Source organism: Pedobacter duraquae (assembly GCF_004362245.1).
Taxonomy (GTDB): Bacteria; Bacteroidota; Bacteroidia; order Sphingobacteriales; family Sphingobacteriaceae; genus Pedobacter; species Pedobacter duraquae.
In genome coordinates, this window is sequence record NZ_SNWM01000003.1 from 1 (window position 1) to 24347 (window position 24347).

Annotated in this window: 28 protein-coding genes; 12 read left to right on the top strand and 16 right to left on the bottom strand. The window is 40.2% G+C overall.

All coding sequences use genetic code 11. The annotated features are described in order from the left end of the window. Positions 1-1800, top strand: a 1800-nt coding sequence (locus CLV32_RS11435) for a heavy metal translocating P-type ATPase (RefSeq protein ID WP_133555616.1), incomplete at its 5' end; no start/stop codon positions are given. A gap of 553 nt (positions 1801-2353) precedes the next feature. Beyond that, positions 2354-2713: a hypothetical protein gene (locus CLV32_RS11440; RefSeq protein WP_133555618.1), complete on the top strand. Its 360-nt coding sequence runs from the start codon at positions 2354-2356 to the stop codon at positions 2711-2713. A gap of 46 nt (positions 2714-2759) precedes the next feature. Here CLV32_RS11440 and CLV32_RS11445 read toward each other — a convergent pair whose 3' ends face one another. Together CLV32_RS11445 and CLV32_RS11450 are read right to left on the bottom strand one after the other, a co-directional pair. Next, positions 2760-3353, bottom strand: a complete 594-nt coding sequence (locus tag CLV32_RS11445; RefSeq protein WP_166641936.1) for an O-methyltransferase — start codon at positions 3351-3353, stop codon at positions 2760-2762. A 16-nt stretch (positions 3354-3369) separates the two neighbouring features. After that, the gene (locus tag CLV32_RS11450; protein ID WP_133555622.1) at positions 3370-4497 is read right to left on the bottom strand and encodes a dipeptidase; all 1128 of its coding nucleotides are present in this window, start codon (positions 4495-4497) and stop codon (positions 3370-3372) included. Between the two features lie 268 nt (positions 4498-4765). Here CLV32_RS11450 and CLV32_RS11455 point away from each other — a divergent pair, with 268 nt between their 5' ends. Continuing rightward, positions 4766-5650, top strand: a complete 885-nt coding sequence (locus tag CLV32_RS11455) for an alpha/beta fold hydrolase (RefSeq protein WP_133555624.1) — start codon at positions 4766-4768, stop codon at positions 5648-5650. A 210-nt stretch (positions 5651-5860) separates the two neighbouring features. Next, positions 5861-7435 carry a S41 family peptidase gene (locus tag CLV32_RS11460; protein ID WP_133555626.1) on the top strand — a complete coding sequence of 525 codons (1575 nt, stop codon included), beginning with the start codon at positions 5861-5863 and terminating at the stop codon, positions 7433-7435. A 40-nt stretch (positions 7436-7475) separates the two neighbouring features. On the opposite strand, the gene CLV32_RS11465 is transcribed toward CLV32_RS11460, so the two are convergent. From CLV32_RS11465 to CLV32_RS11480, 4 genes are all read right to left on the bottom strand, one after another. Further along, positions 7476-7859 (bottom strand): DUF4260 domain-containing protein, encoded by a 384-nt coding sequence (locus CLV32_RS11465; protein WP_133555627.1) that lies wholly within the window; start codon positions 7857-7859, stop codon positions 7476-7478. Positions 7860-7933: 74 nt separating this feature from the next. Next, positions 7934-8506 carry a Crp/Fnr family transcriptional regulator gene (locus tag CLV32_RS11470; protein ID WP_243732295.1) on the bottom strand — a complete coding sequence of 191 codons (573 nt, stop codon included), beginning with the start codon at positions 8504-8506 and terminating at the stop codon, positions 7934-7936. Positions 8507-8583: 77 nt separating this feature from the next. After that, the gene (locus tag CLV32_RS11475; protein WP_133555631.1) at positions 8584-9081 is read right to left on the bottom strand and encodes a GNAT family N-acetyltransferase; all 498 of its coding nucleotides are present in this window, start codon (positions 9079-9081) and stop codon (positions 8584-8586) included. Between the two features lie 129 nt (positions 9082-9210). Then, the gene (locus CLV32_RS11480; protein ID WP_133555633.1) at positions 9211-10029 is read right to left on the bottom strand and encodes a DUF3108 domain-containing protein; all 819 of its coding nucleotides are present in this window, start codon (positions 10027-10029) and stop codon (positions 9211-9213) included. Positions 10030-10287: 258 nt separating this feature from the next. Here CLV32_RS11480 and CLV32_RS11485 point away from each other — a divergent pair, with 258 nt between their 5' ends. Together CLV32_RS11485 and CLV32_RS11490 are read left to right on the top strand one after the other, a co-directional pair. Then, positions 10288-11277 carry a sensor histidine kinase gene (locus CLV32_RS11485; RefSeq protein ID WP_166641937.1) on the top strand — a complete coding sequence of 330 codons (990 nt, stop codon included), beginning with the start codon at positions 10288-10290 and terminating at the stop codon, positions 11275-11277. Continuing rightward, positions 11274-11984, top strand: coding sequence for a LytR/AlgR family response regulator transcription factor (locus CLV32_RS11490; RefSeq protein WP_133555637.1), 711 nt, complete (start codon positions 11274-11276; stop codon positions 11982-11984). The genes CLV32_RS11485 and CLV32_RS11490 overlap by 4 nt, the downstream gene beginning before the upstream one ends. Before the next feature lie 9 nt (positions 11985-11993). On the opposite strand, the gene CLV32_RS11495 is transcribed toward CLV32_RS11490, so the two are convergent. The 3 genes from CLV32_RS11495 to CLV32_RS11505 all read right to left on the bottom strand — a co-directional run bounded on the left by CLV32_RS11495 (position 11994) and on the right by CLV32_RS11505 (position 13571). Beyond that, entirely contained in the window at positions 11994-12317 is a 324-nt protein-coding gene (locus tag CLV32_RS11495; protein ID WP_133555639.1) for a TfoX/Sxy family protein, read from the bottom strand. Positions 12318-12460: 143 nt separating this feature from the next. Then, entirely contained in the window at positions 12461-13078 is a 618-nt protein-coding gene (locus tag CLV32_RS11500) for a hypothetical protein (RefSeq protein WP_133555641.1), read from the bottom strand. Next, on the bottom strand, positions 13068-13571 hold the full coding sequence (locus CLV32_RS11505) for an RNA polymerase sigma factor (RefSeq protein WP_133555643.1): 504 nt from the start codon (positions 13569-13571) through the stop codon (positions 13068-13070). Before CLV32_RS11505 ends, CLV32_RS11500 begins: the two co-directional genes overlap by 11 nt. A gap of 299 nt (positions 13572-13870) precedes the next feature. On the opposite strand from CLV32_RS11505, the gene nudK reads away from it, so the two are divergent. The 4 genes from nudK to CLV32_RS11525 all read left to right on the top strand — a co-directional run bounded on the left by nudK (position 13871) and on the right by CLV32_RS11525 (position 16928). After that, the gene (gene nudK / locus CLV32_RS11510) at positions 13871-14452 is read left to right on the top strand and encodes a GDP-mannose pyrophosphatase NudK (protein WP_133555645.1); all 582 of its coding nucleotides are present in this window, start codon (positions 13871-13873) and stop codon (positions 14450-14452) included. Positions 14453-14584: 132 nt separating this feature from the next. Continuing rightward, positions 14585-15043, top strand: a complete 459-nt coding sequence (locus tag CLV32_RS11515; RefSeq protein WP_133555647.1) for a hypothetical protein — start codon at positions 14585-14587, stop codon at positions 15041-15043. Between the two features lie 343 nt (positions 15044-15386). Next, positions 15387-15782, top strand: a complete 396-nt coding sequence (locus tag CLV32_RS11520; protein WP_133555649.1) for a DUF3592 domain-containing protein — start codon at positions 15387-15389, stop codon at positions 15780-15782. Positions 15783-16304: 522 nt separating this feature from the next. Continuing rightward, the gene (locus tag CLV32_RS11525) at positions 16305-16928 is read left to right on the top strand and encodes a hypothetical protein (RefSeq protein ID WP_133555651.1); all 624 of its coding nucleotides are present in this window, start codon (positions 16305-16307) and stop codon (positions 16926-16928) included. Positions 16929-17120: 192 nt separating this feature from the next. Here CLV32_RS11525 and CLV32_RS11530 read toward each other — a convergent pair whose 3' ends face one another. Beyond that, complete coding sequence (locus CLV32_RS11530) at positions 17121-17564, bottom strand: DUF3592 domain-containing protein (RefSeq protein ID WP_133555653.1); 444 nt, start codon at positions 17562-17564, stop codon at positions 17121-17123. A gap of 217 nt (positions 17565-17781) precedes the next feature. On the opposite strand from CLV32_RS11530, the gene CLV32_RS11535 reads away from it, so the two are divergent. Continuing rightward, positions 17782-18339, top strand: a complete 558-nt coding sequence (locus CLV32_RS11535) for a cupin domain-containing protein (protein ID WP_133555655.1) — start codon at positions 17782-17784, stop codon at positions 18337-18339. Between the two features lie 240 nt (positions 18340-18579). Beyond that, entirely contained in the window at positions 18580-19458 is an 879-nt protein-coding gene (locus CLV32_RS11540; RefSeq protein WP_133555657.1) for a hypothetical protein, read from the top strand. Here the strand turns inward: CLV32_RS11540 and CLV32_RS11545 are convergent. From CLV32_RS11545 to CLV32_RS11570, 6 genes are all read right to left on the bottom strand, one after another. Beyond that, complete coding sequence (locus CLV32_RS11545) at positions 19452-19787, bottom strand: hypothetical protein (protein WP_133555659.1); 336 nt, start codon at positions 19785-19787, stop codon at positions 19452-19454. The genes CLV32_RS11540 and CLV32_RS11545 overlap by 7 nt on opposite strands. A 61-nt stretch (positions 19788-19848) precedes the next feature. Then, on the bottom strand, positions 19849-21096 hold the full coding sequence (locus CLV32_RS11550) for an NAD(P)/FAD-dependent oxidoreductase (protein ID WP_133555661.1): 1248 nt from the start codon (positions 21094-21096) through the stop codon (positions 19849-19851). A gap of 6 nt (positions 21097-21102) precedes the next feature. Then, complete coding sequence (locus CLV32_RS11555) at positions 21103-21819, bottom strand: SDR family NAD(P)-dependent oxidoreductase (protein ID WP_133555663.1); 717 nt, start codon at positions 21817-21819, stop codon at positions 21103-21105. Positions 21820-22056: 237 nt separating this feature from the next. Further along, positions 22057-22350 carry a hypothetical protein gene (locus CLV32_RS11560; protein WP_133555665.1) on the bottom strand — a complete coding sequence of 98 codons (294 nt, stop codon included), beginning with the start codon at positions 22348-22350 and terminating at the stop codon, positions 22057-22059. Positions 22351-22459: 109 nt separating this feature from the next. Then, the gene (locus CLV32_RS11565; protein ID WP_133555667.1) at positions 22460-23380 is read right to left on the bottom strand and encodes a helix-turn-helix domain-containing protein; all 921 of its coding nucleotides are present in this window, start codon (positions 23378-23380) and stop codon (positions 22460-22462) included. A gap of 8 nt (positions 23381-23388) precedes the next feature. After that, the gene (locus tag CLV32_RS11570) at positions 23389-24294 is read right to left on the bottom strand and encodes an NmrA family NAD(P)-binding protein (protein WP_133555670.1); all 906 of its coding nucleotides are present in this window, start codon (positions 24292-24294) and stop codon (positions 23389-23391) included. Positions 24295-24347: the final 53 nt, after the last annotated feature.

Sequence of the window (24347 nt, forward strand, 5' to 3'; positions counted from 1 at the left end):
ATGCTAACCCTGGAATACGGTTTCAAGTTCCAGCCGGCATTTCCTATTAACCTGATTATTTATACCATTGCTTTTTTATTGGCGGGTTATAATGTGCTGGGTATGGCTTTCAGGAAAGCTAAACACTTTGATTTCTTTAATGAATTCTTTTTAATGAGCGTGGCCACAATCGGAGCTTTTAGCATTGGTTCTTATAGTGAAGGGGTGGCCGTAATGGTTTTCTATTCCATTGGTGAATGGTTCCAGGATGCAGCTGTCAATAAAGCAAAAAAGAGCATTAAGGCCCTGCTTGACATTCGGCCTGATCAGGTTACTGTGCTTAGAAACGGCAATCCGGAAGTTATTGACCCTAAACAAATCGTTTTAGATGAGCTGATCCAGGTGAAGTCCGGAGAAAAGGTAGCCCTTGATGGTATTCTTGATTCTGAGTCGGCAACCTTCAATACTGCGGCGCTAACCGGGGAAAGTAAACCTGACACCAAGCGAAAAGGTGAACAGGTGCTTGCGGGAATGATTAACCTGGATAAGGTTTCCCAGATACAGGTCAAATCTTTATTTAAAGACAGCAAGCTGAGTAAGATCCTTGAAATGGTACAGGATGCAACAGCGAGGAAATCTCAGACGCAGTTATTTATTAGCCGGTTTGCAAAGATTTATACACCCATTGTTTTTGCACTGGCGCTGCTGGTCTGCTTTGCCCCGTACTTTTTTGTGGATCCATATAACTTCCACCAGTGGTTTTACCGTGCGCTGGTCTTTCTGGTAATCAGTTGCCCTTGTGCGCTCGTAGTTTCTATACCGCTGGGATACTTTGGCGGAATTGGCCTTGCTTCCCGGAATGGAATATTATTTAAGGGTTCCAATTTTTTGGATGTGATGACCAAAATCAATACCGTGATTATGGACAAGACCGGTACCCTGACTAAAGGAGTGTTTAAAGTTCAGGAAGTCATTACCCAAGACTTTGATCAAAATGAACTGATCAGGCTAGCCTCTGCGATTGAAGCCAATTCTACTCACCCTATTGCAAAGGCCGTCGTAGAATATGCCGGTGATAAAGCCGCAGGTTTGAAAGCTGAAAATGTTGAGGAAATATCAGGACATGGTTTAAAAGGAACTATAGAAGGAAAAGTAATTCTTGCGGGGAATGCAAAGCTGCTTAAAAAATTCAACATCGCTTATCCCTCAGAAGTCGATGCGCTTGTTGATACGATCGTAGTGATTGCTGTTAATGATAAGTATGCAGGCTATATTACTATTGCTGATGAAATAAAAGAAGACGCACAACAGGCCATCCAGCAGATGCACGATCTTAAGATCCAGACGGTCATGTTGTCCGGAGATAAGCAGGCTGTTGTAGATAAAGTGGCTAAGGCCCTTGGCATTGACCAGGCGTTCGGGGATTTATTGCCCGAAGGAAAAGTTGAAAAAGTGCAGGGTTTCAAAGATGCAGGTAACAGGATAGCTTTTGTTGGCGATGGGGTTAACGATGCCCCTGTAGTTGCTTTGGCTGATGCAGGCATTGCTATGGGAGGACTTGGAAGTGATGCCACGATTGAAACTGCTGATATAGTTATTCAAAATGATCAGCCTTCAAAAATTACAACAGCTATTAAAATTGGTAAGATCACGAGCCAGATTGTTTGGCAAAATATAACCATTGCTATGGTCGTAAAAGTAATTGTCCTTATCCTTGGAGCTGGCGGGATTGCAAACCTTTGGGAAGCGGTTATAGCAGATGTTGGGGTTGCGCTGCTAGCGATACTTAATGCGGTGAGGATACAGAAGATGAAACTATAAGCATATGTATAATAAAATTTGCATTTAGGCGTAGTTAAATATGGAGCGTTAATATATGAAAGCGGGAATGATCAGTATGATTGTTTCCGCTTTCTCTTTTATATGCTTAGGCAAAGTATAGATCATATTCGTTAATCTATCATAAAACCCTCGTTTAATGATAATCCGGTGGTAATTAAGATCTCATCTGGGGTATAGCTGATATGATTCCCAACACATTTATTAACTATTATCAAAAACTCATTCCATTATTCAAATGAAAATTTTTGTTTTTGATAATGAGTTTTTGATATTTTATTTTATAGACCAATGACTATAAATGTGGTCTCCGTATACGCAGTACTTTGCTTATTTCCAGGTTGATGAAAAGAAGGGGGGTGTATACAATTTATTGGTCTCGCTTGCAGGAGCTATTTAATGATTAAGAATTTGGTATTATAAAACAAAAGCCTCGATACTGCCTTTGATGATCCAGACGGACCTTACATTGTAAATAAAACTAGTTTAGTAAGTAGGCGGCCGGCTATTCAACTACTCCAATAAAAACTATGAGTTGAGCCTGTGGCTTAATTGTACAGGAACAGGGAAGCCCGGCTTTCTTATCGAATACAGCGATAGCTATGGAAATGGTGATTATGGAGGTATAGATTTTATAAGCTCAAATGTTAAAAATGGGAACAGGATCCAGTTTCTACTGGATGCCAAAAGTTATGGTGATCCATTTGCAAAAGGCGGTGATCAATTGGCTGCTTTTAAAGTTGCATTGAAAAAGGCGCATAAACTTACGCTCTCTGTTTATGGTGCAGCATTCAATCCCGAGACGGGTAAAGATGAAGAAAAGCTCAATCGATCCATTGAATTTAAACTTGCACATGGTGAGCTACTGGATAGGCCAGTTAATTGCGGAAAGTAAGTTGGCTTTTCAGATGTATTATCATTGATGTTGTTAACCGGAAAATCTAAGCCTGCCGATAAGCAACCAGCATCCGATCATCAAACAACGTAACTGATGTAAACTCGTCTGAAGAACGGATAAAGTCTACCAAATCATGTGTTGCTGGTTTATCTATGTTATCCGCAATAACCAGGGCATTTGCTGTAAGTTTAGGATAGAGCAATTTAAAAACAGGCAGATACAAGTCTTTTGCACCGTCCAGGAAAAGCAGGTCAGCCTTTGTAACATCTGATAAGGTTTGTATTGCGTCACCAATCCGCACATCAATCAGGTCTGATAAACCAACTTCTGAAAAGTTTTGAATGGCAGTCCCTGCTTTGTTGGCTTCCAGTTCGGTTGTGATCAAGTGGCCCTGGTTGTCTTTTGCTGCTGAGGCTAAATAAATTCCGGATATGCCGAAAGAGCAACCGAATTCTACAATGTGCTGCGACTTGTTTAGCCCGGCAATAAAATTAAGAAACCGACCTTGTTCAGGTGATACGGCCATGAAACGCTCAGCGTTAGTTATTGAACCAAAATCGTGTTGCTGCTGTTTTGCAGCTAAGTCATGCAACTCATTTAATTTAGCGCTAACTCTCAAATCAAGTAGTGTTTTCATCTTTATAATATTTAGCCTAGATACGGGTTGCCTTATCAAATATTCGGCAATAATTCCCTCCTCCAATCTTAACAATCTCATTCTTTGTAAATCCTGTTTTTAGCATTGCATTCACAATTTCATAGAAAAAGCCGTATTTACTATTGCTCCAGGTGGTATTTGTTGTTCTCCTTGGACGGTCCTTATTCACTTCGCCTGATGCCATCACGGTATCTGTGCCTATGCAAACATGCTCAACTCCAATCACATCGACCATCGCCCGAATGTTCTTTGCGTAATCCAGTGGGGTTTCTGCAAAATGATTCCAAACCCCAACAAGTCCACCTGCATTTGCTAAAATTTTAGCCTGTTCTTTACTGATTAGCCTTTTCATCATTCCCTTTGCCATTTCCGGATTAGAACCTAACTGGGTGTTAAGTCCGGTATGCGACACAAGTAAGGGTTTGGTAGATACTTCAATTGCATCATTAATGGCTTCATCGTTACAATGTGCAAGATCAACGAGTATGCCCAATTGGTTGCTCTTTTGTACAACCTCTATACCAAATGGCGTAAGACCTCCAAACTTTGCAGGGTCTGTATAGATATCCCCCAGCGGAAATGCTGATTGGTTATCATGTAATAAGCCCAGGTGTCTCAAGCCTCTTTTATAGGCGATTTCCAGACGTTCAATTTTACCTTCCAAAAAGTGGCCTCCTTCTACGGATTGGATTACAGTAGGTTGTTTGTTTTTATGCGCATTTACCAGATCCTTTAAATTTAATGCCCGGCTCATATTGTTAGTTTTAAGGATATCATCCATTTCATCCAAACTGGTGAGGAACCTTTCGTAAGCATCGCCCTCGTTAATCAAGTTTGGGCGATCAACACAAAATGTCATACAAATTGCAGCAAAGCCCGACTTATTGATTTCTGCTCTCAAATCATATTTTTGTCGTGTAAAATCTTCTTTTTTAAATGGCACATCCACATGATTATGGGTATCAATTCCGATCATAGAAGACACAATGGAAGCTATCTGGGGGTCTTCTTCCTGCGCTGCCCAAGCTATCATCGGGTTAGACATTAACGCTCCGGCCGCGCCGGCTAGGGCTAAGGAAGTAATAAAATCCCGACGTGACCATATGTGATGTGATTTTCCCATTTAGTTTGATTTGATATGGTCTAATGTAATCATTAAAATTCCTATGGAAACACAGTAGTCGGCAGGATCCAAAAATCAATCGACGAAAGTTTATTTGTGGGGAATTATCCTAAATAACCTGACGACGCCAATTTATCAAAACCATTGCTTTTTGATGAAATTTTAGGAAGAGTTTTTTTGAAAAAAGGCAAAGAATGTAAGAAAGAATTTTTTGTAAAAGCTGTAATAAATTTTCGTACCACCTTACTAAGATGGAAACAATAGTAAGATGAAAAAGAAAATTTTAGCAACTTCCATGCTGGTAATGATGTTCCTGTTAATAGGAAACTGTCTATTCGCGCAAACCCAGAATGAAAAACCCTTCTCTGTTAAAGTAACAGGAAAAGGAGAACCTATTTTGTTTATTCCAGGCTTAACTTGTAGCGGCACGGTTTGGGATGAGACCATAGCAAAATACAGCAAAAATTACGAGTGCCATGTATTAACACTTGCCGGTTACGCAGGGCAGGCTCCAATTGAAAAGCCACCTTATTTGGACGCCTATAAGAATGCGATTATTCAATACATCAAAGACAAAAAGCTGGATAATGTTATTTTGGTTGGGCATTCGATAGGTGGTTTTTTGGCCTTGCGTATTGCTACAGAAATGCAGCAGCATTTGAAAAAAGCTATTATCGTAGATGCTTTGCCATTTTATGCAGGCTTAATGAATCCAAATGCAAAAGATGGTTTTGATGAAGATGCAGCTAAAAAGTCATTTGCTCAATTTGAAAAGATGGACTATAAAGCGATTAAAGCTGGTCAGCTGAACACCGCAAAATTTTTATGTGCTGATTCAACAAAATGGGACATGATTGCTACTTGGGGCGCAACATCTGATCGGCAGACTATGGCTTACAGCATGTACGAAATGCTTGGAAATGATATACGCCAAAAAATAGCGGACATTAAAATTCCTGTATTGGTGATGGCTGCTTTTGCCCCGGTTGCGCAATATCCTACATTCACCAAAGATTATGTGCTATCATCCTACAAACAACAATATGAACAATGCAAGAGTTGCGTGGTGAAGGCAACGGATTCCTCAAAACATTTTATCATGTACGACTCGCCCGCATGGTATTTTAATGAAATTGATACCTTCATTAAATAAGGGTTAGCTATGTATTGCTATACTTCCTTTATTACATCAAATTTTAGTTTTTGATGACGAGTTGATATTCTGCTATTCCCCAATCAGCTCAGTACAAAATTTCTATTGAATAATCGCATCAGGCCCGGACTTGTAATGAAAAAATAGCGGTGCACGATTTTTACAATTTTTAAAAAGCGCGTATGAGTTTCTTTGTAAAAAAATCACCAGATGAAATACCTGTTTTCAATAATTATTTGTTTTCTTTTAGCTAATTGTTCACTTGCAAATGCCCAGATTAAGGGGCCAGATGGATTGCCAAATATTAAATACCCGGAAATGCTTAAAGAGTATGACACACTCGTATCCTATATCAAGCAGATAAGCCCGGTCATTTATTACAATAAAGAGGTAAGGGGTATTGATTTCATGCAGCATGCTAAGCAGCTCAAAAAGAGAATCAAACCCAATACTACAATGGGTGAATACCTGCAAATCATAAAAAAAACACTTAATGCTGCCCAAGACGGTCATACCAGCCAGGTAAATTCAACTTTGCTGGATATTGTCAAAAAATATTGGATACCGGCAAAGCTGGTAACATTTGACAGCGCAAGTACCGCTAACATGTATCAATACGTAAAATATTTAAAGGAGGCCTACTATGCTAAACCGGAGCTCAATCTGATCTATACTTCCGGGGAATATTATAACCTGCTTGCCTTTAGTTACAAGGGGAAAAATTATCCCTCAAGCATGAAGCTTTTAAGCTGTAATGGTAAAAACATCCACGATTTTGTGAAAACTCTAACTGAACTGGTCTCGCCGTTACGCTGGGACCGTGTCAGGAACAGGGTCTACGATGAGAATTTTTACTGGCCGGCAGAAATCTATAAAAACGGCGTGCTTAACCTTGTTTTTTTGGATAAAAACAATAACAGGCATCAATTAAATATTGGCAAACAGGATACGGTCACTTACCTTAACAAGAAAAATAACGAGTATGGCTATTTCAGTCAGACAGATACCGTAGTCACTCATTATTTCGAGAAATCTGGCATTTTCTATGCTAAAATTCCAGCGATGCGGGAAGAGCTTGGTGATACAATTAAGCGTCGATTGATGGCTGCTTTTGCTCAGCATAAGGTGAAAAGCATTGTGATCGATATCAGGGGTAATGGCGGAGGAAGCGACAATACCTACAGCAAATTTCTGAGCAAAATTGTTCAGGATACTTTAAAGAAAAAGGTGGTTGTGGCAAGAAACTTCAGTCCGTACATTCAGGCGCAATACCATATTAACAGGGATTCGGTATTGAAGAGCAATACGTATACTTTTAATCCGGGCGTACCTACATTAAAATTGCAGGAGATGTATTACATTAAACAAGACTTTAATTTTGTTGTACCCGATAGTGTTACCTTACCTTTTGAGGGAAAGATATACGTACTTCAGGATAAATTCATCTATTCATCCGCCAGCAACCTATCCAGTTTGGCCAATAACAGTGAGCAATTGGTGAGCATTGGTGAAACGCCTGATTTGCTTGGCGGACTTCAGGCAAGTACATTGATGATGATGTTGCCTTACAGCAAATTCATTTTCAGGGTTGAGCCCCAGATCGATCTCACAGATATCAAAACAGTGGATGATATTTTTCAGAATCATGTGGAATATCCTGTTCAGTATTCCATTGGCGATTTATATTTACGATCAACAACCAAAGAAGATATCTACGGAAAAGATTTCCTTCAAAAGCATGACCCAATGTTTGCAAAAGTATTGGAACTGGAGAAGAAAGACTAATAATGGATTGGCCGGGAACCAGCCGCCGGGCTGCAACTAACTAACCTGGTATTGCTGCAGTGGGAGGCGCTTTCGCAACGGTGCCCAAATGGGTAAAGCCGAAGCCTGTTGTGAACTTGAGGCCATAACCCATTACTCGATCAAGGCTACTGTGACCCAGGAGCACGAGACCAGCCAATTCTACATAAGGCAATTGGAGCAGCATTCCGGTTGCGGCGATAACGATGGCTACCAGTTGGTGGTGGAACAGGTTATAAGAATATGCGCCTATTTTGTTATTGATCAGATAGCCTAGCATGCTCAGGTCTGGCGCTAAAAAGATTGGTATCCAGATCCACCAGGCAAAATGGATGGGTAATCTGTTAATGAGCATTACTGAGATTAAAAATGGAACGATGGCTTCTGCCTGAATGAGTTTTTTCATGACCTTTTATTTGATGATCAAATTTCATCAATCTGAGGTGCGCAAAACGTTAACAAAAGATAAGAAAAATCGGGCTACTTCTTACCGCTGATCCTGCCGCGAATGCGGCTTAGACTTACCGGAGTAATCCCTAAATAATTGGCGATGAGGTGCTGCGGTATGCGTTCAATAATTTTCTTTTTATGCTCCTGAAGTAGCTGCAGGTAACGCACCTCGGGCGTAAGAATGAGTAGTCCGGCCATGCGCTCTTCCAGTCCCAGTGCCAGGTATTCAGCGAGCTTTCTGCCGAACCGCTCCCATAAGTGTGAGCTGTCGTACAGGGAAACCAGAACCTTGTAGGGGAAGATAAGGAGCTGGCACTCCGTGAGTGCTTCAATTGTGAGTTGTGACGGCTGGCCGCTGAGTGCACTGAAATAAGAGCTTACAAGGTGATTCTCGAAATAGAAATAAGTTGTTTTTTCCTCACCATCGTGTGTATAATAGTGTCTCATATTGCCACGTAAAACAAATCCGATCTGTTGTTCCTTCTTGCCTTCACCTATCCAATACTCCCCTTTCTTGAGGTGGCGGTAAGTTAAATGCGGAACCAAAAGCTCCCAATCCTGATCCGTCAGTTGCACTAAGCGATTTATGGCAGTCCTGAGCATCGCCACGTGGTTTGCATCCATCAGGCTAATTTAAGCATAATGTGAGTCACGCAAAACACCTTTGTTGCCAATTTTGTCTATTGATTTAAAATGCTGTACAAATGTTCATCATAAAGTTTTCCTTCTTTGATTATTGAGGATCGAAGTACTCCTTCTTTATAAAATCCGGATTTTTCCAGCACCCTCATAGAGGCGATATTAAAATCATATATGTAGGCATAAACTCGACTCATATTTAGATTGCCAAACGCAAATTGAACTAATAAATTAACTGCTTCTGTTGCATATCCGCTGCCCCAATATAGTTCTCCAATCCAGTAACCAATCTCGGCGTTAAATCGATGTTCATTGTTTTGAGGAATAAGACTGCCAACACCAATAAATTTGTTATTGGAGACTATGGCAAATACATGCCCTAACTGGCCAGCTGATACTAATTCAAGAAAACTTGTGGCATCTTCAATTGAATAAGGAAATGGAAACGAATCTCGCAGGTTTTTTTTAACAGCGTAATTATTTGCCAATTGCTGAATGTCTTTTGGACTAATATCCTGTATAGTCTTTAACTCTATCATTTTGATCTGATTATTCTTGTGTGAAAATAATAATAATGCACGTGATGAGCACCTTGTTCATTACACAATTACAATGCGCTTTGAAAAAATTTGTTGCCTTTAATGCGCAGGGCATACATGAGGATCAAGTTAAGGTTTTACAATAAACCGTTTGGTAAGATCAAAAGACGACTGAGGAAGTTTTACCTTGTAACGGTATCCACCAGGAAAGACGTCTTCTTCCTTTAAAAACTCGTGGCCTTTTTTACTGATCCAGAAGGTTTGTGTGGCGTGCTGTCCTTTATAGTCACTCTCGTTAAATAACATCCAACAGTCCACCTGTTGATTGTCAGGCATCTTGAGCATTTCACTACCGATAACCTTGTAAATGATGTAGGCTGGCTTGCCAGAACCGGCATCATAAAAGTTGATTGCAAATGTTTTTCCTGCTGATAAAGGCAGCATTTCGAAGGTTTCAATATCCAGGTTCCAGTTAAAGTTTTGCGTTTCAAAGTTGAGCGAAAAGTCCTTTTGTGTATTGTTGGTCTTGACGGTATCGGAACCTACAATGTGATCAGCATACCAGTTGTACGATCGGTTTTTGCCAGCTATTGTTTCTGAATGATATACCGGCGAAAAATCATTTATGCGGTTAACCGAATAAACACTTCTGTAACTGGCAGTATCGCTGCCATACCAGTTCTGGCGAGTTACAAACACTTTTTCCCCCTTTCGATCCTCTATTTGAGTTTCGCGCAGCCACAACCAGAATCTTACCTGTTTGGGGCTGGCAGGCTGCTGGAAATAGACGAGGTATTGCCGCATACCAGGCTTAAGGGTTGCAGTATTAAGCCGTTTGTCTTTAAGGCGAATGGTATCAATTTGTGCGGTGCTTGCTTCTGGTTGCAGAAGAAGGATCAATGCCACTAACAACGTAGCGGCAATAGCGGTGGGGAATTGATTTTTCATGGGAATAAGAGATTGTTTTACAGCTGCTAAACTATGCGATTTGGGTATTTGGCAGCAACTGGTTTAAACCGCGTCCGGCTTATTTTTAATCGCCTGGTGCCATATTTCAATACTTAGCAATCGGCCTTGATTTAGCCACATATTTAACTTTATGTGGCATTGGTTGAATAATACCAGCCGGCCGTTTAGCTGAATTGGCAATTCAGCAAAATCAATGTACTTTTAAGCATGTTTATATGGAGTAATAAACCTAATATAGTGCAATTGCAATGGCTGGTTTGGGTCTTTATTTTCCTCGTGCTCACGTTCTCGTTGATACCGATGGATGGCTTTACGCAAGCTTTGGTATATGCCCTGTTGAATACCAGTTTTTATGCAGCAATTATTTACGCTAATATCCTGTTTTTATATCCGCGATTTTACCAGCGTGGACGTATCGGCTTATACCTATTATGCGTTGTCGTATTCCTGATTGCACTCGGTGCGTTTCGTGCATGGCTCACCCTGGAAATTTATAACCAGTTCTTTGCCAGGCATCCCGAACAAATGAGCCAAAAGGCTATTATCAGTGTTGTTGTTGGCGGCTTGATGGTGTTTTTACTCAGCTTCGCTTTCAGGCTGGTGCTTGCTTATTTTACGCTTAAAAAGCAATCGGAAGAATTAATTGCCCAAAACACCCTTACCGAAATTAACCTGCTCAAGGCTCAGGTTCAGCCACATTTTCTGTTTAACACGCTCAACAATATTTATTACGAGGCTTACCTTGAAGCACCACGTACGGCGGCATTAATAGAACGACTGGCCGAAATGATGCGTTATTTTATTGACGACAGCAGTGCGGAAAAGGTGAGTTTGAATGCCGAAATCAGATTTATAGAAAACTATCTGGAACTTGAAAAGATCAGGATGCGTTACCCAGTTCAGGTACTTTTAACCAAAGATTTCAATGCCTCATTAAACATCCCACCCATGCTGCTCATGCCTTTCACCGAAAATATCTTTAAGCACAGTATGGATAAAAGAAGCAGCGAAAATAAAATAGAAATTTCAATAGTACAGCAAGAAGGGAGGTTGCTCTTTACCACCACCAATACGCTCCCATTAAAACCGATTATCCCGGCACCATCTGGCTTGGGAATTGAGAACCTGCGTAAACGGTTAGTACTTTTATACGGAACAGATTTTGAGCTCAAAACACTGCGCAAGGATAATCTATTTACCGCTACCTTAAACATACCACTGGCATGAGCTTGACCTGTATCCTAGTTGATGATGAACCGAATGCGGTAAGCCTATTAGAGGTACTTATCGGGCAAACTACCTCCTGGCAGGTGCTGGCCAAATGTTATGATGGCATACAGGCCATAGCATTCTTAAAAAAGAACAAGGTAGACCTGATCTTTTTAGATATCAACATGCCACAGTTAACTGGTATGGAACTTGCCGCCCTGCTGCCTAAATCAACAAAAATAGTATTCACCACCGCCTATGCAGAATATGCTGCTGAAAGTTATGGCTTTGCCACGATCGATTATTTACTCAAGCCAATTACCCTAAAACGCTTTTTATCAGCCACCGAAAAAATAGAATCTGCCTTTAGTCAGGAGGTAGCGAACGAAACTACCGGGAAAAAAGATAGTGACAATTATTTCTTCGTAAAATCAGGTAAGACCTGGAAGAACATTTTACTCGATAGCATCCTGTATTTCGAGGGCGAAAAAGAATATGTAAGAGTGGTATCTGCGGCTGACGAGCTACTCATTTACCGACGGCTAAAAGAAATAGAAGAGCAGCTACAGGCGCCGTTTATCAGGGTACATCATTCCTATATTGTAAATATTAAAATGTTGGATAAAGTGCAGGATAACCACATTTACATAGGCAATAAACAAATACCCATCAGTGATAAGTTTCGCAGCGGGTTTATGGAGATGATTAAGCAGCGGGCGTTTTAACCTATTCCGTTATTTTTTCTTTTTTGGTTTTGGTGCTGGTAATTCGGAGAGTGAAATTCTGACGAGTTCACTTAACCAATCGCTATCCTCAATTTGTTCCTCGATCAGGAAACTTGGTTTTGCACCTTCATAGGGTGCTGCTTCAACAACATCACCAATAAATGCCCGTCCGGCAACTGTCGGTTTGATAAATAGTTTATTGTCGCATATCAGTCCGAATATTTTTCCATCAGCATAAATGCCATATTCGCCAAACATTTTTTTAGCGGTTATTTCTCCTGATTTTTGGATTTGTTCGATAACAAAGTCCACGAAATTTTGGTCGGATGCCATGTTTAGTTTTTTAGTTGCATTGAGGATTGTAAATTAAGTCATAAGAACAATCAAATCTAAAATAATCAGGTAAGATTAACTAGAGAAAGCTTTTAAAGCGTTATCGAAAGGCTTTTTAAAAAGTTAATATGGTAAGACCATTATTATCCCGCATTTAAATCATTCAAAACCTCTTTTAGCTCAGCAAGGTACTTGGTGTAGCTGTATTTGACATGCATTGTGATAAAAAAATAGGTTATGACAAATGATCCAAGCATGACGACAGAGATAATTAAAATGCTCTTAATGCTAAGATTTGTTGAAAGCGTATGTATGATATAGTCTGATGCCTCATTTCTACCTATAACAATTATTGACACGATCAGCGCCAATGGGGTGATACAAAAATTATATGTTTTATATAATTCTATGTTAAGCTCCAGATCATAAGCTGCTTTACTGAGACTTTCTTTCAGATTTAAGTTGGAAAGACCCACAGATTTGTAAAAGGTGTAAAACTTAAAATAGTAGAAAGCAGTTAAAAATAATAGTGTAAAAAGCATGATGGAGGTGAGATTCAATATCAGCGGCGTCTTTTGGTTTGTCATTGAAAACCAAATTAGAATTACGGAACATAATATAGATCCTATGAACTCATTGCGCATATTAGCACGTACTTTAGTAATTGCAGATGAGGTTCTGCCTATAACTTGCGGTGTAAGGATGTTAACTTCCGGAGCCTTATCTTCTCTCCAGGCAGCTTTTAGTTCGTCAATATTCATAATCAAAGGTTTTAATAATCTCTCTAAGTTTAATTTTAATGCGGTTCAATCTAACCCTTGCATTGCCTTCGGTTATCCCTAGATTGGAGGCAATATCTTCATAGGATTGATTCTCCATATATAAAAATATGAGCGCTTTTTCTACTTTATTAAGATGTTTTACGGCTTTATAAAATAATCGCAGTTGTTCATCTTTTATGGCTTCGGGGTGCTCTTCAGGCTGATCCACAATATGATGCAGCCGTTCGCTATCCGGCCTGCGTTTCTGCTTTTTAAAGAACGTTATAGCCGTATTCAAAGCAACTCTGTACATCCAGGTATTGATTTTACTTTGGCCTTTAAAGGAGTCGAAATATAGCCACAATTGCAATACTATTTCCTGCATCAGATCATTACGATCATCATCATCATCCTGATAAATACGACAGACTTTAAACAACATTCCATTGTGCTCATCAATTAATCGCATAAATAGTTGCTCTTTATCAGTCACTTTAATTGCTGGTAATTTTAATTATACCTCATTAGTATAAGGTTTTGATTTTTGTTACAACTAAATTTAACATTGTTCTCCTGAAAAGATGATAAGCTATACCCACTACCATGGCCATGAATGAGAAAATTTTGTCTAATCTGTCGATATCCATATAACATCAAAATGATCGATTTATTTGACATCAAGTATTACCGAATGGCTTTTTTAAAAAGTATTTATCCCCATAATCCAGATCTTAAGATACCTTAATTTTCTAGTGGAAATAATTGTCGTTCTTAGCGCCGTAGAACTTAAACATGCAAAACGATCCCATCAAAATTATTAGCACAGAAATACTTTCCGATAACTGGTATACACTTCGTAAAATTACCTACGAATCACGACAAGAAGATGGTACCTGGACAACTCAAAGTCGTGAAGCCTACGACAGGGGAAATGGTGCTACAATTTTATTGTATAACCTGGAATCAAAGTCTGTTATCCTAACCAAGCAGTTCAGGCTCCCTACTTACATCAATGGGAATCCATCCGGCATGCTCATTGAAAGTTGTGCAGGACTATTGGATCAGGACAATGCAGAGGAATGTATCAAAAGAGAAACTCAGGAAGAAACAGGCTATCAGATTTCTAAGGTGGAGAAGATCTTTGAAGCGTATATGTCGCCAGGCTCTGTTACTGAAATTATACATTTTTTTATTGCAGAATATGCAAGCGACATGAAAGTAAGCGAAGGCGGCGGACTTGCGCATGAGCAGGAAAATATAGAAGTGTTAGAAGTAAGTTTTGAGACTGCCCTGGAAATGATCGACAGCAATGAAATTAAAGATGGTAAGACTATTATGCTACTGCAGCATTTGCGGTTGAAGCATACTTTGTAAACTGAGTAAGTTTGTCATTAGCAGTAGCATTATTCGGAGGTTTTCATCAATTTGGGATTGGATATTGATTTAAAAAAACTAAACTTTATCTCTGAATACAGTGATTTTCATCTGAATCTTTAGAAAAAAATTATGGACGAGATATCAATGACTTTTTTGACGGAAACTGATTTCAACAAAACAGATGCGTTTGTGCTTTTTGCTGAGGATATGTCAAAATGTTATGGGTTAACAGCTTTAAATGATATGAGGTATAAATTTGGATGGCATAGCGATATGATCAAGCCGCAAATAACCAAAATTGTTGATTTAACGTATAGCATAGGGATTGACCTTCATTTTGCAGTAGTTGATTTTCAAGATGGAACGGTTATTCATAACCTGCGCCTTTTCTCCTTTTTTTTCGACACTTATGTGATGGACCAAATATATGTAATTACAGAAATGGAGATTATTAGAATTAATAGATTGACCTATGAGATTTTAAATCACTTTCAATTACCAGACATATTTGAAGAGATGAAAATAGAAAACGGCAGAATTAAAGTGCAGTGTATGGGAGGGTTAAGTGCCGAATTCGATCTTAAGTAAATAGTCTTACCTTTAATTTTTTTTGCAGAAACACACTTGAGTTATTGTTGGTTTGGCTGCAAAAGCTATTGTTGAAGCTCCGAAGGATATACAACAGGACATTAATACATTCAAGGAAATAACATGAACTACTTAGGTGATTTTGGCTTGGGTCTATGTTATGACAGATTATTTCTCTTCTGACGTAAACGAAAAATTGAGTAAGCTTTGTTAGCCGTTTGATCAAAACCTATGCGATAAAGGTATTAGCACTATTGACAGTAAAAATGGTAGTCGATCAACCCGCCCATCATTTTCGAAGGTAATATCAAACATCACAGTTAATCTGTTACGAATAATATATATGGAAAGTAATAATTTACTCATTGGTTTAGTTGTTAGTGTTTCGTTTTTAGCAGTAGGACTGTTGATGATTTTAAAACGAAAAAAATATGAGGCTAATGGATCGAAGGTCAGTGCGATAATTTCAGATTTGTCACTGCAATATTCATCAGGCAAACCTTTATATTATCCTACAGTAAAATTCACAACGGTTGAAGGTGTAGAAGTTACAAAAAAACATTCTTCTGGGAGTTATCCATCCTTATATACTAAAAATGAGAACATAACTGTGATATATTTAAAGGGTGACAACACAAATTTCATCATCGGTAGCAAAAAATCCGTTATCGTAGAAATGGTTGTAGTATTAATAGGTTTGGGTGGTATCATGTTTTGTCTCTGGGGACTTATAAATTAAATACTCAGAGAATTGGGTGACTAACTAGCATGCTATGAAATTCCTTATCGCTTTTTATTCGACTTTCATAATCCTATCCATAGTAATTGTACTAATTGCAAGGTCAACTGAGATGTTGGGTTTTGTGATATGGTTTAATCTAATCAATACAATAGTTGGCGCTGCTGGTTGGATCTTAATTAATCAGGTAATTAAGTCTTCTTCCATTTATTTGATGGCCATTAGGTTAATTTTAGGTCTGTTAATCTTAAATATTATGGTGTTTTTTAAGTGGAAGAGCACCGTTACTAACCTTATTCGAATTAGAAACAAAATATGATAGGTTTTGGGTAAGCCTCTATTTGCATTTATTGTTTTTATTGGCTTTTTTTGTCGCGTCAGTTTTTAACGCGCAGCGGGATGCAAGAAACAGTAGGAGCTAATCTTGGCCTGGAGGATTTTTAATCTTCATATACTACCGATAAGCCGAAACCCGCAAGTACTGAGTTACAGAATAAATATTGTCATTAATCATTTAAAGGAATGCGAAAACTTGTATTGTTATTAATGCTTAGTCCATTAATGTGCTTAGCCCAGTCATTTGAAGGAAAGATTACCTACTCTAATGGTTATCAAAGCAAATCATCAAAATTGACAGATGCGCAGTTGGCAACCATGATGGGCACTACTCAAAATTACTATATTAAGGGAGCTGATTACAAGTCAGACTTTAACGGATCCTATATTAAAATGCAGTTGTACAAGGGTAAAGAAAATAGAGGTTATACCCTTACATCTAAATCTGATTCCCTTTATTGGGAGGATTATAGCAAAAATAGCGACGTAGCAACAAATTTTGAAGTCCAAAAGGGTAAGGAAACAGTTATGGGAGTGCTGTGCGATGCATTAATTGTGTATACACCAACAAGTAAAACGACCTATTACTACAATAATAAATATGGGGTAACCCCCGCGCTTTTTAACAAACACGCATATGGCAATTGGTATTATGTGATATCAAAAACAAAGACATTGCCTTTAAAAATAATATCAGAAAATAACCAGTTTACCTTAACTAGTACCGCTGTAAGCATTACCCCTATGAAGTTAGCAGATAAAACATTTGAGCTACCGCAGAATAATAAGGTTGCGCCAGCATTTTGGTGATGATAACAAAGTATCAACGCATAGATTTAATGTGTTAAAGGGCAGCTTCATTGTTATAAAAGGTCTTAAACTTTCAATTGAATAAGGATATTGTCTATGATAGTTGCGGTATTCACATTGGCTATTTTTGAATTGTGGGTAAATTTGGTTTTTTGAAAGAACGACACCTATTAAACGTAACGGTTTACTGCTTTAGATTGCCGAAATCTTCTGTGCTCTATAGTATAGCACGCCGCCAACAATTAAAATAATTAAACCAATAGCTACGCCTAAATAGAAGCCATAAGCGTCGCTATCCAGATAGTAAATCTGATCTGGAGCGGCCGGATTATAATAAATGATGCTCTTCTTTCCTAAATGTGAACCTGACGTTTTAGCCTGTACCCGGTACGTTTTGCCGTCAGTTGTCTTAAACTCATAAATTCCCCAGACACTTTTATCTTTGAAAGCATCGTATGGCCTGTTCATTGGTTTTCTTATCGTTATTACGGTATCAACCACTATAGCCGTAGCTTTCTGCCCGGTTTTCTTAATCTGATTATCGTCATTCCTGGTAGAAATGCTGAGCACAATAACAGCTAGACCCACTACCATGGCCATGAAGGAGAAAATTTTGTCTAATCTGCCGATGTTCATATAACGTTAAAAATGAGCGATTATTTGATATCAAATATACTTCACAAAAACATGTACAGCGCAATTGTTCAATAGATGTTAATTGCAAAAAGGGAAATCCATTTGTAACTTAGTGGGGTCTGATGAATTCTATATAGTCTTTAGAACCAAACTTCTCCGATAGCGTCAACATTGTTAAGCCGTTGAATTAAAATGGTTTATTTTCTATATTTGAAATATGATGAAACGACGGAATTTCGTGTTGGCCACAATGCTTGCCATTCCAGCAACAGCTTTTAGCAAATTAGGGAAGTTTATAAAAATCAATAAGGCAAAAAAAGCATTTATTGTAAAGGCCAATGAAAGTCGTTTTGATGGCATTCAAACCACAACCCCTGATGCAATAGGGCGCTGTGTTGTATCAGGAGCAGACACCCAGGGAGAGTTGCTCATTGTTGCACCCACTTCAAAGACATTCGCCTTTAAAGGGGGGCCGCCGCTACATATCCATAAAAATCAAGATGAGGTTTTCTATGTGGCAAATGGCGAATTTCTTGTTCAACTTGGGGATGTAGTGCATAAAGTATCTACGGGAGATACTGTCTTTATACCAAGAGGCACCCCGCACACATACGCTAACCCTATAGAAAACAATCCAGGTAGTATCATTTCTATACACCAGCCGGTTGGCAAAAACGAGGAATTCTTTAAGTATCTCTGTACTTACGGTAAAATGCCAGAGAAAGAGATAGATCCAGATTCTCCTGTAGTCGGGCCACCTATTGAAGTCAATTAAACCACTTTTCCATCCAATAAAATGGGGTCGAACATAAAGCTATTAAGGGATAGTTTATAGCATCGTACATATCGTTAATCCTATAACATACAGCTAAACCAACGCCATCCCAGCAATGTTGTTAAGGATGATGGTTTATGCCGTAAGATTTTTCATGTTACTTATTAATACCAGAGCAAATAGAGAAGGCTGGCATAAACAATATCAACAGTTTGCCGTTATATGCTGTACAATAGCCCCATGGAAAAACTCATGTATCCTGTTTCTGTTGATCAGGCCATATCCCGCGGCCGGAAGGTAATCTTAATTCCTCAGCTGTTGATTTTTATCGGACTTCCGGTAATTACCTATTTGCTGTCTCGAAACACCTATCTGATCTTGCTGTCGCCAGCAGTACTTTTGTTTGCTGCACTTCTTGCCGGATTTTACAGGGCATATGCTCTGCCTGCATGGATGATATGGGCGTTTTCCAATGTGCGCAATGTTCATGAGCTAAAGCGCCGTGCTGGCTATGCTTACCTGGTTCCTGGCGAGATCAATAAGAATTTACGCAAGTTAGAAATATGGTCGGATGCACAAAGACTGCAGTGGGCGCAACTGGACGAGCGTTTTAATCAACCTGATCTGTTTGTGAATGATCCGGCCCTGCCTCCCGAAACGCGCATTTATTATTCCGTTATTCTAAAAATACTCTCCATATTGATGAATTTGGTGGTCTTTGGTTTTGGCGCGCTTCTGGTGATCTTTTTTAAAGGGGAATTCTGGAGCCTGTCTTCCCTTTGGTCCATGTTTATGGGGATCGTATTTATGGCTATTGGTGTTTATTTGTTAAGATCAACGGTTAGACAACTTTTTGATCGCAAGCCGCAAATTACGCTTAGCGATAAAGGTATCCAGGTTTCGGGGCATTCATTCCAGCCTTGGTCGGCAGTGTCAGGTGCATCGGTAATCGCCAGAGGAAACGGGCGATATCGAAGCTTTTATTTGCAGTACTGGGCCTATGGAGGTGAAACGCTATTTGCACTGGATGGCTTAACTGTTGGAAGAAAAAAACTTGATCAGCTGCTAAGGTTATACCGGGGAAGGTTTAAAGGAAATTCTTCCTTGCCGTATCAATAGTTATGATGCTCAGCGCTTTGTTTCTTGAATTTGGCATAGCCCAAACGGTACGCCTGTTTAAAATCTCCTGCACGCTGGAAGCCTTTGAGATAGTTTATCGTTCTGAGCAGGGAGATTTTATAGCCGGGTAAGTCGGGCGCCTCAATTTCCAGCATATCTGCGATTTCTGTTCCGAGTAAATAGCGCATTAAACCCACGATTTCCTGAGCGGATGCTTTACTTTTGTTTACTTTTAAGATATGATCAATCAGCGATCGTGTCAGTTCTTTTCCATGATCAGACTGGGAGAACTGACGCTTTTTGATGACCTTATCCAGCTGCTGCGCCATTTTGATGTTTTCTGGAATCAGGACCTAAAAACTCATCTGTATACAGGATGTTGCTATTCATTTATACCGCTGATTTAATTATTGTCTCGGCTGCAAGCCTGCCACTTTTCATGGCCGCATTAATTGAGCCATTCATCAGGTGATCGCCACAAACAAAACAATGCGCATCAAGCCTGATGGCCTTCTCAGCAGGTTCATTATTAACCCAGTCGTCATTGGGCAAAGCATAGTCGATGTGATAGGTTTTCAGATGATTCCAGCTGTCTGCTTCGGGAAACCATCGCCTGAGTTCATGGATTACCCTGTGCTGTAATTCGGTCTCTTTTTCCTGACGGTGATCGCCAATTAACGATACGGAAATCAACGCTTCCCCATTTCGGGAATAATCCGGAGAGATCCGGTTCATGACTGCTATATTATTGACCAGCTTGGCACCTAAAGCATTTAGCGCGATCAGCGGTTCTGAAAAAGGTTGTGTTTTCGAGCTGAAGTATAGGTTAGTAACCGAATGGTATTCACTGGAATTCGTGTTATGTGGGGCTGGTATTCCAGGATGATCGGTTGCTACAAGAATGAAGTTAGCGGTATAAACCTTTTCGGTATCTGTTGTAACACTGCCGCCATCGATTTTCAACACCCATTGATTGAACAGGATTTCTTCAGGTAAAAGACAGTTTGCTAATTGGGCTGGGATCATGCCCATACCTTTTGCCGGAATCGCGGCATCACCTTCGCTAAACATTTTAAAGACAAATTCGAACATCCTGCTGGAAGTACTCAGCTGACCTTCAAGGAAAATTCCGGTAAGAAAAGGCCGGAAAAATTGACTGATGATCTTGTTGCTAAACCCCTGGTTTTCCAGGTATGTGATCGTGGTAGTTTCTTTGGTAGAAAAGATCTCCGCTACAGTTTTACGCCCCAGTTTCCACACCAGCCTCAACATCCGTAATTTATCTGCTAAGGTACCTGCCGGTGAAAGCAGTGTAGCTGCTAAAGAGCCAGGCTTTCGGAGCGGGTCACCAATTTTTGTGGTTCCGTGGTCCTGCAGAATTAATGCGCCGGGATCAAAACTGCGGAGATCAAGTGCCTTATAATCCAGAAATCTTTTAGCTTCTGGATAACCTGTCAAGAACACCTGGAACCCACGGTCGAGCAGAAAGCCATCCAGTTCATCTGTTCTTACCCGGCCACCAACGGCATCACTTGCCTCGATAATCAATACCGATTTGCCAGCTGCCTTCAGTACTTTAGCAGCTGTAAGGCCAGCAATCCCGGCACCGATGATAATTACGTCTGCATCTTTTACCATTGCTTTTTACATTGTTTTTAACTTTCCTAAACCGCCATCTATACCAATAACTTGTCCGGTCATCCAGCTGCTTTGATCTGATAACAAGAATGCAATCATACTGCTGATATCTTCAGGCTGCCCGTATCTGCCCAGTGGATGTCGCTTTGCCGATCCTTCCTGTTTCTCGGGCGAATTCAGCAGCTTTTCCGCCAAAGGGGTATCAGTAAGTGAGGGAGCAACAAGGTTTACCCGGATTTGTTGGGAGGCAAACTCAGCAGCCATAGTCAGGGCCATTGCTTCTAAAGCTCCTTTTGCCGCAGCAATACTTCCGTGAAATGGCATTCCTGCCCTGGCAGCAACGGAGCCAATTAGTACCACAGAAGAACCATTTGCACTTTTTAGTGATTTTAACGATTGCTGAACGATGCGGGCTGCTCCAAGCACATTAAGGGTAAAGTCGGTTAAAAAATCTACTGTCGTTAACCTGTTGAAGGGTTTGAGTGTGATACTGCCAACGGCATAGACCAGTCCGTGTAGTTGTTCAGGTAGAAAATCTGGGGGCAAGTTTATTTCTTCTGTAACATCGGCCTGTAGAAAATGAACATCCTCCGCCCACTGCTCAGAGCGGCTCCGGGAAATCACGAATACATTTGCGCCTTGCACTTGGAGCAGTTTCACCAAAGATAGGCCGATGCCCGAACTGCCGCCAACAACCAGCATGTTTTTTCCTGCTAAACTCATAATCCAATGTGGTTAAGAAATTCTTTTTTGGTATCTCATCAAATATAGTGCAATAATGTATTTTATTTTTATATAATAGTATAAAAATGTACCACTATGAAGTTACTAAGGTTAACGGAAACATTTGCCTGGTGGGGCAGAAGATGAAAAAGCCGAATTAACAGTATAACATTAGCAATGTCATAATGCTGTTAATTCGGTTATACTAAATGAAATGAGATAGGAAGAAGGATTTAACTACCCTGCTTTTAAAGTCAAAAACGAAACCAGTTGTTCTTCCAGCAGTTCTGTGTTATAAGTTCCTTCAGTTGTGTGGTCAGTAAGTTCCAGGCTATCATTGTTAACTGTGATTGTGTAGGCATTACCTTCGATAACTTCAGGAAAGCTGATGTTGATAATATCGGCTACATGGGCAAATTCAACGGCCAGGTTACTGCCAATCTGTTCGTTGACGTAGGCAGGAAATTCGGTTTTTAAAAGATCGAATAAACTTTCAGGGCTTAATTGTTGTACGTTGTTGATAGAATTCATAAGTTTTTTATAACACCATCCAATAATGGTGCCCCGATCCAGAATATGGCAATTGGAGTACTAAATACTAAAGCATTTTACTTGCTGTAGTGTCAATTTATCATTTGCTTCAATTACGCTCAAAAGACCGCCTAAACTCTAACGGTGAGCTGTGGGTTTTGCTCTTGAAAAACTTGCTAAACGACTGCGGATGTTCAAAGCCCAGTGCATACGCAATCTCGCCTACTGAAAGTTGGGTTGTGGTAAGTTGCTCCTTTGCCTTTTCAATTACCTTATCATGAATATGCTGCAGCGCAGTCTGCCCGGTTAACACACGCAGCAGACTACTCAGGTATTTTGGGGATACATGAAGCACCTCACCCAGATAACCGACCGTTGGCAGGCCTTTGCCCATCAGGTCATCACCATTAAAATATTGGGTCAGGATTTCTTCCATGCGTTCCAATACCTGGTGGTTTGCTTTTTTCCTGGTCAGGAACTGCCGGTTATAAAAACGCTCCGAATAATTCAGTAAGGTCTCGATCTGTGAGATAATAATATTTTGGCTAAACTGGTCCAGGTTGGCATGATACTCCCTGCTGATGTTATCTATAATCCCCATCATCATGGTTTCCTCCTGGTTGGATACAAACAGCGCTTCATGGGTACTATAGCCAAAAAAATCGTAACGCTTAATCTGTGTGGCAAGTGCTGTATTGTAGATAAAATCGGGATGGATCATTAGCATCCAGCCCGATCGCTCTTCTGAAGCTTCAGGATCCCGCTCAACCTTAAAAACCTGGCCCGGGCCGATAAAGAACATCACGCCCTCATCAAAGTCGTACAGCTGCTGTCCGTATTTGATCTTGGCAACAAAGTTCCTTTTGAGCGAAACAAAGTAAAAGTCAAACACCCAACTGTAGTCGCGGTGTTCAGGCAACATATTCACCTCTGCATAATCAACAACGCTGATGAGCGGATGCTGCGGCGGTGGCAATTGCCTGCTGCGGTGAAACTCAGTAATGGTGCTTAACCTTTTAAGTTTTGTCATATATAAAGCTACGCTTCGTGGTATGCAGCTGCAAACTCTTCTGCAAAATCTTTCAATTTTACCTTGCCCAGTTCTGGTATCTGCCTTTTATAGTCTTCGTAAAGTTCGCCCGTTCCCTGATTGGCCTGCATTTCTACAAAACCCAGTGCCACCTGCGGGTTAAAACCAATCTCCAGCCAGCGGTTGAGCAATTGCTCGTCTGAGATCACATTCCATGGCAGATCGGGTTTGCCAATGGCCTGCCCTAAAACTGCGGCAATCTCATTTGGCGATACTACATCGCTGGCCACATAACGTACGGTTTTTCCGTTAAAAGGTAAGTCAACCTCTTCGGCAATTACCGCAGCAATATCCAACGGCGACACCCAGGGCTCTTTTTGATCGCCTCCGTAATTGGAGGTAATGGTGCCTTTGCTTTTGATCTCCCTGATAAAGGAAAATAGGTTGCTGAAAAAACCTACCGGTCTGATAAATTTGATGTTCACATCTGCGGGTAATGACCTGAGTGATTGCTCCACATGGTAATGGAAAAGCAGGATCCCATTTCCCTGGTTGGTATGCGCACTGATACTGCTCAGGTGGATCACATTTTTGACGGCACTGTTTTGAACTGCGGATTTATAGTTCTCGCCAATCTGACTGATCTCACCAATAAAATCTACCGCAGGATCAAACATATCTCCCACTGCTTCCATGGTTTCCATCAGGTAAACGATATCCGCGCCTGTAAATACCTGGGTCAGGAATGGGGTGTCTTGCATGGTGCCGATTGCTGCGCTGCCGCCTAAGCTTTCTATTTCGGCTGTTCTTGCTGTATTGCTGCTGATTACGGTAACGGTATGTCCTTTGGCTACCAGATCCTTGACCAATGGCCTGCCGATGTTCCCCAGGGAACCTGTTAATACAACTTTCATAATGTGCTCAATTTGATGTATACAAAAGTCTGGAAGCTTTGCTCAGGAAATTT

Bases quoted from the DNA above. Each gene is read 5' to 3' on its own strand.
- CLV32_RS11445 (WP_166641936.1), bottom strand. From the start codon at position 3,353: ATGAAAACACTACTTGATTTGAGAGTTAGCGCTAAATTAAATGAGTTG.
- CLV32_RS11450 (WP_133555622.1), bottom strand. From the start codon at position 4,497: ATGGGAAAATCACATCACATATGGTCACGTCGGGATTTTATTACTTCC.
- CLV32_RS11455 (WP_133555624.1), top strand. From the start codon at position 4,766: ATGAAAAAGAAAATTTTAGCAACTTCCATGCTGGTAATGATGTTCCTG.
- CLV32_RS11460 (WP_133555626.1), top strand. From the start codon at position 5,861: ATGAAATACCTGTTTTCAATAATTATTTGTTTTCTTTTAGCTAATTGT.
- CLV32_RS11465 (WP_133555627.1), bottom strand. From the start codon at position 7,859: ATGAAAAAACTCATTCAGGCAGAAGCCATCGTTCCATTTTTAATCTCA.
- CLV32_RS11470 (WP_243732295.1), bottom strand. From the start codon at position 8,506: ATGCTCAGGACTGCCATAAATCGCTTAGTGCAACTGACGGATCAGGAT.
- CLV32_RS11475 (WP_133555631.1), bottom strand. From the start codon at position 9,081: ATGATAGAGTTAAAGACTATACAGGATATTAGTCCAAAAGACATTCAG.
- CLV32_RS11480 (WP_133555633.1), bottom strand. From the start codon at position 10,029: ATGAAAAATCAATTCCCCACCGCTATTGCCGCTACGTTGTTAGTGGCA.
- CLV32_RS11490 (WP_133555637.1), top strand. From the start codon at position 11,274: ATGAGCTTGACCTGTATCCTAGTTGATGATGAACCGAATGCGGTAAGC.
- CLV32_RS11495 (WP_133555639.1), bottom strand. From the start codon at position 12,317: ATGGCATCCGACCAAAATTTCGTGGACTTTGTTATCGAACAAATCCAA.
- CLV32_RS11500 (WP_133555641.1), bottom strand. From the start codon at position 13,078: ATGAATATTGACGAACTAAAAGCTGCCTGGAGAGAAGATAAGGCTCCG.
- nudK (WP_133555645.1), top strand. From the start codon at position 13,871: ATGCAAAACGATCCCATCAAAATTATTAGCACAGAAATACTTTCCGAT.
- CLV32_RS11515 (WP_133555647.1), top strand. From the start codon at position 14,585: ATGGACGAGATATCAATGACTTTTTTGACGGAAACTGATTTCAACAAA.
- CLV32_RS11520 (WP_133555649.1), top strand. From the start codon at position 15,387: ATGGAAAGTAATAATTTACTCATTGGTTTAGTTGTTAGTGTTTCGTTT.
- CLV32_RS11525 (WP_133555651.1), top strand. From the start codon at position 16,305: ATGCGAAAACTTGTATTGTTATTAATGCTTAGTCCATTAATGTGCTTA.
- CLV32_RS11530 (WP_133555653.1), bottom strand. From the start codon at position 17,564: ATGAACATCGGCAGATTAGACAAAATTTTCTCCTTCATGGCCATGGTA.
- CLV32_RS11535 (WP_133555655.1), top strand. From the start codon at position 17,782: ATGATGAAACGACGGAATTTCGTGTTGGCCACAATGCTTGCCATTCCA.
- CLV32_RS11540 (WP_133555657.1), top strand. From the start codon at position 18,580: ATGGAAAAACTCATGTATCCTGTTTCTGTTGATCAGGCCATATCCCGC.
- CLV32_RS11545 (WP_133555659.1), bottom strand. From the start codon at position 19,787: ATGGCGCAGCAGCTGGATAAGGTCATCAAAAAGCGTCAGTTCTCCCAG.
- CLV32_RS11550 (WP_133555661.1), bottom strand. From the start codon at position 21,096: ATGGTAAAAGATGCAGACGTAATTATCATCGGTGCCGGGATTGCTGGC.
- CLV32_RS11555 (WP_133555663.1), bottom strand. From the start codon at position 21,819: ATGAGTTTAGCAGGAAAAAACATGCTGGTTGTTGGCGGCAGTTCGGGC.
- CLV32_RS11560 (WP_133555665.1), bottom strand. From the start codon at position 22,350: ATGAATTCTATCAACAACGTACAACAATTAAGCCCTGAAAGTTTATTC.
- CLV32_RS11565 (WP_133555667.1), bottom strand. From the start codon at position 23,380: ATGACAAAACTTAAAAGGTTAAGCACCATTACTGAGTTTCACCGCAGC.
- CLV32_RS11570 (WP_133555670.1), bottom strand. From the start codon at position 24,294: ATGAAAGTTGTATTAACAGGTTCCCTGGGGAACATCGGCAGGCCATTG.